Annotated in this window: 10 protein-coding genes and 1 pseudogene; 4 read left to right on the forward strand and 7 right to left on the reverse strand. The window is 68.0% G+C overall.

The genetic code is table 11. The annotated features are described in order from the left end of the window. Positions 1–492, reverse strand: a 492-nt coding sequence (locus AC1DXV_RS27455) for an Ig-like domain-containing protein (RefSeq protein WP_477936541.1), incomplete at its 3' end; no start/stop codon positions are given. A gap of 146 nt (positions 493–638) precedes the next feature. Further along, positions 639–959, reverse strand: a complete 321-nt coding sequence (locus tag AC1DXV_RS27460) for a hypothetical protein (RefSeq protein WP_477866653.1) — start codon at positions 957–959, stop codon at positions 639–641. A gap of 161 nt (positions 960–1,120) precedes the next feature. Here AC1DXV_RS27460 and AC1DXV_RS27465 point away from each other — a divergent pair. From AC1DXV_RS27465 to AC1DXV_RS27480, 4 genes and pseudogenes are all read left to right on the forward strand, one after another. Then, positions 1,121–1,787 (forward strand): annotated as a pseudogene (locus AC1DXV_RS27465) (substrate binding domain-containing protein). 222 nt (positions 1,788–2,009) lie between these two features. Then, complete coding sequence (locus tag AC1DXV_RS27470) at positions 2,010–2,672, forward strand: TetR/AcrR family transcriptional regulator (RefSeq protein ID WP_477866655.1); 663 nt, start codon at positions 2,010–2,012, stop codon at positions 2,670–2,672. 26 nt (positions 2,673–2,698) lie between these two features. Further along, positions 2,699–3,172, forward strand: a complete 474-nt coding sequence (locus AC1DXV_RS27475; RefSeq protein WP_477866657.1) for a VOC family protein — start codon at positions 2,699–2,701, stop codon at positions 3,170–3,172. A 7-nt stretch (positions 3,173–3,179) separates the two neighbouring features. Beyond that, a complete protein-coding gene (locus tag AC1DXV_RS27480) occupies positions 3,180–4,040 on the forward strand; it encodes an SMP-30/gluconolactonase/LRE family protein (RefSeq protein ID WP_477936543.1) in 861 nt (286 codons plus the stop codon). A gap of 168 nt (positions 4,041–4,208) precedes the next feature. Here the strand turns inward: AC1DXV_RS27480 and AC1DXV_RS27485 are convergent, their stop codons facing one another. The 5 genes from AC1DXV_RS27485 to AC1DXV_RS27505 all read right to left on the reverse strand — a co-directional run. Continuing rightward, entirely contained in the window at positions 4,209–5,441 is a 1,233-nt protein-coding gene (locus AC1DXV_RS27485; RefSeq protein WP_477866661.1) for an MFS transporter, read from the reverse strand. Between the two features lie 87 nt (positions 5,442–5,528). Beyond that, entirely contained in the window at positions 5,529–6,695 is a 1,167-nt protein-coding gene (locus AC1DXV_RS27490; RefSeq protein WP_477936545.1) for a mandelate racemase/muconate lactonizing enzyme family protein, read from the reverse strand. A gap of 23 nt (positions 6,696–6,718) precedes the next feature. Further along, positions 6,719–7,414: an SDR family NAD(P)-dependent oxidoreductase gene (locus AC1DXV_RS27495; RefSeq protein WP_477936547.1), complete on the reverse strand. Its 696-nt coding sequence runs from the start codon at positions 7,412–7,414 to the stop codon at positions 6,719–6,721. After that, entirely contained in the window at positions 7,404–8,378 is a 975-nt protein-coding gene (locus AC1DXV_RS27500; protein ID WP_477936549.1) for a Bug family tripartite tricarboxylate transporter substrate binding protein, read from the reverse strand. Before AC1DXV_RS27500 ends, AC1DXV_RS27495 begins: the two co-directional genes overlap by 11 nt. 10 nt (positions 8,379–8,388) lie before the next feature. Continuing rightward, positions 8,389–8,743, reverse strand: a 355-nt coding sequence (locus AC1DXV_RS27505; RefSeq protein ID WP_477936551.1) for a dihydrodipicolinate synthase family protein, incomplete at its 5' end; no start/stop codon positions are given.

Here is an 8,743-nt window from a genome sequence, read left to right on the forward strand (position 1 = left end):
GCCCCCCCGCGCCACCACGCTGTGGCGGCCGTCGGCCAGCCCGCGCACGTCGAAGGCCAGGAACTGCACGTCACCGTCAGTGCCCCGAGAGAGGCCCACGGATTGGCCATCCACGAAGAAATCCACGCGGTGGACGTTGACGATGTTCTTGACGGCGGAGAACCGGACCAGCCCGAAATTGCCGTCCACGCTGGCGGTGACGGTGGGCGGCTCCGGGGGAGTGCTGCTGCGCTGGACCACGAAGCTGACTGCGCTGGAATCCTTGCTGTTGCCGGCCGCGTCGCGGGCTCGCGCAACCACGCTGTGCGTGCCGTCGGCGATCAAGTTGATCGAGATCGGCAGCGAGAACCTGCCCTCGTTGGGCTTGGTGGCGATGGTGCCTTCCAGCGCATCGCCATCCATCCGGAACACGACCTCGGTCACGCCCACGTTGTCGGAAGCCGTGGCGGTGAAGGTGACGGTGTCGCTGCCCACGTTCACGCTGGCGGACACCGTGGGTGCCGCGGTGTCCGGCACCGGAGCGGGGGCCGGCGCGCCCAGGCCCGGTGGGGGCGGGGCCGCCTCGCCACCGCCTCCCCCGCCGCACGCGCTCAGCAGCACGCACAGAACGCCGGACCAGAGCTGTTGCTGGCGGGATTTCAGAAGAGGAGAGGGTGAGGGCATGAAGCTATGAAACGTGGAGGTGAGGGAAGCGCATCAACGCGTGGGTGCACACGTTCATGTTCGTAGGAGACGGTGGAGAGTTGCTGCTCCAGCACGGTTGTCGCGGACTCGTCGGGGCGCACGAGACAGAGGTCCGCATACCAGCCTCGGTCCGCCATCTGCTTCATGCCGAGGGCGATGCCGGCATTGATCTTGGTGGCGTCGAAACCGGGCGGCAATGCCGGATCCGTGAAGTCGACCGTCTCAGGTTGCTGGCCCACGAACAGTACCTTCTTCGCCTCCTGGGATTTGCTCATCTTCATCTCCTGGTTGTTGATCGGGTTGCAGGGTTGGCCATGGCCACGATGTGCCGTCCGGTCCTTCGTTCGCGGGTGCCACCAAGGTGATATGACAAACTCATTGAAGCGCGATCAGCCCGGGCAGTCTGCCAGACGGCGCACATGGCAGCGGGAACACGGTGTTCCCGTGGCGGAACGGTCGCTTGTTTACGATTGAGGCTCCCCGCAGAGGTATCCGGCCCTCAAGCGGCCCTCGCTGGTTCACTTTGAGTCAATCCTTCGGCTTCGGGTACAACGTGCTGTCCGATCTGCTGCCGGAGTTCCTGGAGCGCTACCCCGATGTCAACGTGGCGCTGGAGCTGACCCGTCGAACCGTTGACCTGATCGCTGAGAGCGTCGACGTCACGGTGCGCATAGGACCGACGACCGACTCGCAACTCATCGCAGTCGGGCTCGGGACGATACGGCGAGGAGAAGAGGTTCGAACTCAAGCCGCGTCTGAGCATCAACGATCCTCTGTTGATTCACCGACAAGTGGTTGCCGGCGTCGGCCTGGGGTGCCTGTCGGGCTACCTGTGTGCGCCCGATATCAAGGCCGGACGACTTGTTCACTTGTTTCCGGAATGGACTCTTCCGCCGGTGGAGGTCAGCGTAGTCTTCCCGAGCAGCCGAGAGTTGTCGCCGACCGTGAGGGCTTTTGTGGAGTTCCTGAGTCTTGACGACGATTCATCACTCGATCCATCCCGAGGATCGCGAGGTCATGGTTGGGATGCGCGAGCAGGTAGCGCCCATGAAGGGGAGAGCAGCGACCGCAGGTATCCGATCCATCAGTTTGGGAAACGCTGATCGAAGGCCCGCATCCCGGCACGCCGTATGCGTGCCGGAGGGCGTCGAACTGAGAGGGAGGACACGCGCGGCCAAGGCATTGGTCGGCGGCTTTGCGGGGCGTTGCTAGGACGCCTGGCTGAACTGGGGTACTTAGGTCGAATGCCAATCCGGGTCCCCGCTTGACACCATACCGATTGATCGGTATTGTCTCCATACCGACCAAGCGGTATGGAGTGCGGGATGTTGGAACTCGCCGAAGGCCCCAAGAGAAAGCTGCTCGACGCGGCGCTGCACGTGATTCGCGTGCAGGGGTATGCCGGCAGCTCGGTCGATGACATCTGCCGCGAGGCAGGTGTCACCAAGGGCAGCTTCTTCCATCACTTCAAGGGCAAGGACGACCTGGCCGTCGCTGCCACCGAGCACTGGACGGGCGTCACCGGCAACCTCTTCGAAAGCGCCCCGTTCCGCAGCGTGGCCGATCCGCGTGAACGCGTGCTGGCCTACATCGACTTCCGCGCTGCGCTGATCCAGGGCGACCTGCCCGACTTCACCTGCCTGCTGGGCACCATGGTGCAGGAGACCTACAGCACGCACCCCGACATCCGCGACGCCTGCAACCGGGCCATCCTCTTCCACGCCAAAACCGTGGCGGCGGACCTGGTCGAGGCCAAGCGCCTGCATGCACCCAAGGCGAAGTGGGATCCGCTGGATGTCGCGCTCTTCGCGCAAGCCGCCATCCAGGGTGCCTTCATCCTTGCCAAGGCCCAGCACGATGCCGCCGCGGCCCGCCGCGCCATCGCGCACCTCCACCAGTACGTGGCGTCGCTGCTGCCGGCAGCGCCCCTCGCGAGCGCCACCCGTTCCCGTCCTTCCCCCTCGGCTGCACGGCGCGGTCGCGCCTGAGCCTTCAACCACCCCAGGAGACATCCATGCAAAAGCTGACCCCCTGCCTCTGGTTCAACTTCAACGCCGACGAGGCCGTCGAGCACTACCTGTCGATCTTCAGGAACGGCAAGGTGCTCGAGGTGTCGCACTACGGTGACGCGGTGCCCTCGCTCAAGGGCAAGGTGTTGACGATGCGCTTCGTCATCGAGGGGCAGGAGTTCATGGCCCTCAACGCCGGCCCGCAGTTTCCGTTCACCGAGGCGATCTCGATCTCGGTGGACTGTGCCGACCAGGCCGAGGTCGACCGCCTGTGGGCGCGCCTGAGCGAAGGCGGCTCCACCGGCCAGTGCGGCTGGCTGAAGGACAAGTTCGGTCTCTCGTGGCAGATCGTGCCACGCGCCATGATCGACATGCTCAAGAGCCCCGACGCCACCAAGGCACAGCGCGCGATGGCCGCGATGATGCAGATGACCAAGCTCGACATCGCGGCGCTGCAAGCTGCCTTCGACGGCAAGTGAGGCCACGATGGACCGCCGGACGAGCCTCACGATCCTGATGACCGGCATCGTCTTCGGCGAGCAACCACGCTGGCACGAAGACCGCCTGTGGTTCTCCGACTGGGGCTCGCGCGAGGTCATTGCGGTTGATCTCGATGGCAACAGCGAAGTCGTCCTGCGGGCGCCGTCGTTTCCATGCTGCGTCGGCTGGCTGCCGGATGGGCGTTTGCTTCTCGTTTCGGCGCGGGACGGCCTTCTGCTCCGCAAGGAGTTGGATGGCAGGCTGGTGACCCATGGCGACCTGAGCCAGGTCTCCACGCCGCCAGCGGGAAACGAACTGGTCGTGGACGGACGGGGCAACGCATACGTCAACGGCATCGGCTTCGACCTCATGGCCGGCGAGCCGTTCGCTCCGGGCATCGTCGCTCTGGTCAGTCCCAATGGATCGGCTCGTCGGGTGGCCGATGGCCTCGCCTTTCCGAACGGCATGCTGGTCACGCCCGACAACGCGACGCTGATCGTCGCGGAGTCCTACGCGAATCGGCTCTCTGCCTTCGACATCAGCGCGGATGGCAGCCTGTCCGGGCGGCGGGTGTGGGCGGATCTTGGCGATGGTGTCCCGGACGGCATCTGTCTCGACGCGGACGGTGCCGTCTGGTACTCGGACGTCCCCAACAAGCGTTGCGTGCGCGTTCGAGAAGGCGGTGAGGTGCTGCAGAGGGTCGAGATAGACCGCGGCTGCTTCGCCTGCGCACTCGGTGGTGCGGACGGGCGTACCTTGTTCATGATGGCGACCACATGGAACGGTCCCACCGGCATGTTCGCCGAGCCTCGCACGGGTCAAGTCCTCACCGCCCAGGCTCCGGCACCCGGCGTCGGCTGGCCTTAGGGTGAGGTGACGATTGGGCGTGGCCGCTGGGCGACTGCTCTTGCCGAGAGGCGACCTTCATCGATCCGGACGGATCCACCCGAAGCGGTGCCGGCTCTGTCTGAACGGCTGCACTCGCGAGCCGCGAAGTATTGATCTCCCAGCTCCCTGCCGAGCAGCCCGCCAGGCTCAGGCCACCGCACCGATCGCCTGGCGCCGCGGCAGCCGCGTGAACGCCAGCGCCGACAGGAAGGCCCCGATGCCCAGCGCGAATGCGCCGATGAACAGCCACGCATAGCTGGACCACGCGTCGTAGATCAACCCGCCCAGCACCGGCCCGAGCGCCATGCCGAGGCTGCTGGCCATCGTGATGCCGCCGATCACCGTGCCCATCATGCGCAACGGAAAATTCTCGCGCGCCAGCACGGCGAACAGCGGCATCACGCCCGCATAGGTGAAACCGAACAACGCGGCGACGGCGTAGAAGCTCCCCAGCTGGCGCGCGGCCACATAGCCCAGCACCACGATCGCCTGGGCGAGCAGCGCCAGCACCAGCACGCGCGCGGCCCCGAAGCGGTCGCCCAGCAGCCCGAACACGAGGCGCCCGCCCATGCCCGCGAGCCCTTCCAGGCTGTAGATCGACACCGCCGCCATCAGCGGGATGCCGCAGGTGACGGCGTAGCTCACCGTGTGGAAGATCGGCCCCGAGTGGGTGGCGCAGCTCAGGAAGCTCGTCAGCACCAGGATCAGGAACGGCGCGGATCGCATCGCCTGCCCGACGGAGGTGGCCGGCTCCGGCGCCGCGCCCGGTGCCGCTGCAGACGGGGCTTGCGCAAGCGCCGGCGGGCGGCGCACCAGCAGCGCCACCGGCACCATGATGGCCGCGGCCAGCGCCGCGATGACCTGCAGCGAGGTTCGCCAGTCGTGGCCCTGCACCAGCCACGCGGCCAGCGGCGACATGGTCATCGGCGCCATGCCCATGCCGGCCGACACCAGTGACACCGCCAGGCTGCGCCGCGTGTCGAACCACCCGGTGACGCACGCCATCATCGGCGCAAAGATGGCTGCCGCGCTGAAGCCGACGACAGCGCCGAACGACAACTGGAACGCGAGCAGCGAGGTCGCCAGGCTGGACAGCGCGAGCCCGGCGGTGAGCAGCACGGAGCCGGCCAGCACCGCGATGCGCGGGCCCACGCGGTCGCTGAGCCAGCCCCAGGCGATGCTGCCGAGCGCGAGCGCCACGAAGGCCAGTGTCATCGCGGTGGAGATCCCCGTGGTGGACCAGCCCGTGTCCTGCGCGATCGGCCGCAGGAACACCGGCAGCGAGAACAGCCCGCCGATCGCCACGCAGCCGAGCACGCCGCCTGCGGCCACGATGATCCAACGGTAGTGCGCGTGCAGCGCGTCGGTCCGCAAATGCATGATTCGGTCCTTTGTCGATCCGTGGCGTGGTGGAACGATTCCACCGCCTCACCCCCACGACGAACGACGACCGGCCGAATCGACAACTCAGCCCGCCAGCGCCTTCATCTGCGCGTACAGATCCGCCTTCCCCTCGAAGCCGATCCCCGGCAGCTCCGGCAAGGTGACGTACCCGTTGTCGACCTTCACGCCGTCGGGGAAGCCGCCGTAGGGCTGGAACAGGTCCGGGTACGACTCGTTGCCGCCCAGGCCCAGCCCGGCCGCGATGGCCAGCGACATCTGGTGCCCGCCATGCGGCACGCAACGCGATGCCGACCAGCCGTGCGCCTTCAGCATCTCCAGCGTGCGCAGGTACTCGACCAGCCCGTAGCTCAGCGCGCAGTCGAACTGCAGCCAGTCGCGGTCGGGCCGCATGCCCCCGTAGCGGATCAGGTTGCGCGCATCCTGCATCGAGAACAGGTTCTCGCCGGTGGCCATCGGCCCGGCATAGTGCTGCGCCAGCTCGGCCTGCAAGGCATAGTCGAGCGGATCGCCAGCTTCCTCGTACCAGAACAGGTCGTACTGCGACAGCGCCTTCGCATACGCGATGGCAGTCTTCAGGTCGAAGCGCCCGTTCGCGTCGACCGCCAGCTTCTGCCCCGGCCCCAGCAGGCGCAGCACGGCCTCGATGCGCTTGCAGTCTTCGGCCAGCGACGCGCCGCCGATCTTCTTCTTCACGACCGAATAGCCGCGGTCGAGGTAGCCGCGCATCTCGCGCTCCAGCCCCTCCAGGCCCTGGCCCGGCCAGTAGTAGCCGCCCGCGGCATAGACGAACACCTTGCGGTCGGCGCGGCCGTTGCCGTAGCGCTCGGCCAGCAGCTGGAACAGCGGCTTGCCTTCGATCTTCGCCACCGCATCCCACACCGCCATGTCGATCGTGCCGACCGCCACCGAGCGCTCGCCGTGGCCGCCGGGTTTCTCATTCGTCATCATCGTCGCCCACACCTTGTGCGGATCGATGTTGTCGCGGTCCGCATCGAGCAGGCTGGCCGGATCGGCCTCCTGGAGGCGCGGCAGGAAGCGTTCGCGCATCAGCGCGCCCTGGCCGTAGCGCCCGTTGGAATTGAAGCCGTAGCCGATCACCGGCTTGCCGTCGCGGATCACGTCGGTGACCACGGCGACCAGGCTCAGCGTCATCTTCGAGAAGTCGATGTACGCGTTGCGGATGCTGGACTGGATGGGCTTGGTCTGTTCGCGGATCTCGATGATCTTCATGGTGGTGGGTTCCTGGGGAGTGTTCAGCGCGGCAGCGAGGCGCCGCCGCAGATCTGGATGTCCTGGCCGGTGATGGCCGCCGCCGCCGGCGAGAGCAGGAAGCCCACCAGCGCGGCGATCTCGTCGGGGCGGATGAGCCGCCCGATCGGCGGCAGCACCGGCGTGGCGGCCTGCCGGGCGGGGTCGTCGGTCATCGCGGTCTGCGTGGCCGCGGGCGACACCACGTTGACCGTCACGCCGTGCGCCACCACCTCGGCCGCCCAGCTGCGCGACAGGCCGGCCAGCGCCGCCTTGGTCGCCGCATACTGGCTGCGGCCGGCCTTGCCCTGCGCGACGCGGCTGCCGATCAGCACGACGCGGCCGTGCCCCGCGGCCGCCATGGCCGGCAGCAGCCGGTTGCCGATGCGCTCGGCGGCATCCACGTGCAAGCGCCACATCAGCTCGCCGTCGGCGGCCTGCAGGCTGCCGAGGCTGCCCACGCGCAGCACGCCGGCGGCATGCACGAAGGCCTGGGCGGCGGCCAGGTGCTGCAGCACGGCCTCGGTCGCCGCGCCGTCGGCCAGGTCGACGCGCAGGGCGTGGAAGTGCAGGTGCTCGAGCGTCGCCGGCCCCAGGTCGAGGCCGCTGACGAGCCAGCCGTCTTCGAGCAGGGCCTGCGCGATGGCCCGCCCGATCCCGGAACTGCTGCCGGTCACGACCGCATGGCGTTCACTCGGCACGGATCTTCCCCTCGGTCACGATGCGCTGCGACAGCGCCATGTCGTCCTTCTGGAAGCGCACGAAGTCGTCGATCGAGCCCGGCGTCAGCAGCAGCCCCTGCGGCGTCAGCTGCTCGCGCATGTCGGTGGCCAGCGCCTTGTTGACCTCGGCATTCAGGCGCACCGCGATCTCCTTCGGCAGGCTGGCCGGGCCCCACAGGCCGTACCAGCTGTAGAACTCGTAGCCCGGCACCGTCTCGCCGACGGTCGGCAGGTCGGGCTGGCTGGGCACGCGGTTCTTCGACGTGACGGCCAGCACCTTCAGCTGGCCCGCCTTCGCGAACGACGCCGAGCCGAGGATCGGGTCGATGAAGGCATCGACGCTGCCGCCGATCAGGTCCTGGTAGGCCGGTGCGGACCCCTTGTACGGCACGATCAGGTATTCCATCTGGCCGGCGCGGCGCAGCATCTCGGTGCTCAGGTGCCCGGCCGAACCGGTCGAGCCGATCGCGAAAGTCAGCTTGCCCGGGTGGGCGCGCGCGTAGGTCAGCAGGCCCTTGACGTCGTTGAACGGCAGGTTCTTGTTGACGGCGATCGCCAGCGGCGCCTTGGCCACCAGCGCCACCGGCGCGAAATCCTTGACCACGTCGTAGGCGGCGGTCTTCTGCGTCATCGGCGTGGTGGTGAAGGTCGACGCGCTGAACAGCAGCGTGTAGCCGTCGCCCGGTGCGCGGGCCACCGCCGAGGCGCCGATGGTGCCGGCACCGCCCGCGCGGTTGTCCACGATCACCGTCTGGCCGAGTTGCTGGCCCAGCTTCTGCGCCAGCAGCCGGCCCACCACGTCGAGCGTGCCGCCGGGCGGGAAGGGGATGACCATCGTGATGGGCTTGGCGGGCCAGGGTTCGGCGGCGCGGGCGCCGGTGCCCAGGCCGAGCAGCGCGGCAGCCGTGGCGGCGGCGCAAAGAAGGAAGTGTTGGCGGTTCATGTGCGTCTCCTCAGCGCTTGAGCAGGCCGGCCTGGGCGACCGCTGCACGCAGCGCGGCCATCTCGGCATCGTTCGGCGCCTCGGTGGGCGGGCGCACGGTCGGCGAATCGAGCACGCCGGCCAGGTACATCCCCATCTTCATGCGCGCATGGGCCTCGCCGGTCGGTTCGCCGCCGCCGTAGACGGCATCCTTCAGCGGCGTGATGACGGCCTGCACCGCGACGGCCCGTTTCAGGTCGCCGGCCTTCACGGCTTCCCACAGGTCGTTGATCAGGCTCGGGATGAAGGTCGCGAAACCCACCAGCGCGCCATCCACGCCTTGCACCATCGACGCCAGCAGGTACTCGTCGTGGCAGGTGAGGATC

It is taken from the genome of Rhizobacter sp. P3_C12 (genome assembly GCF_056402735.1).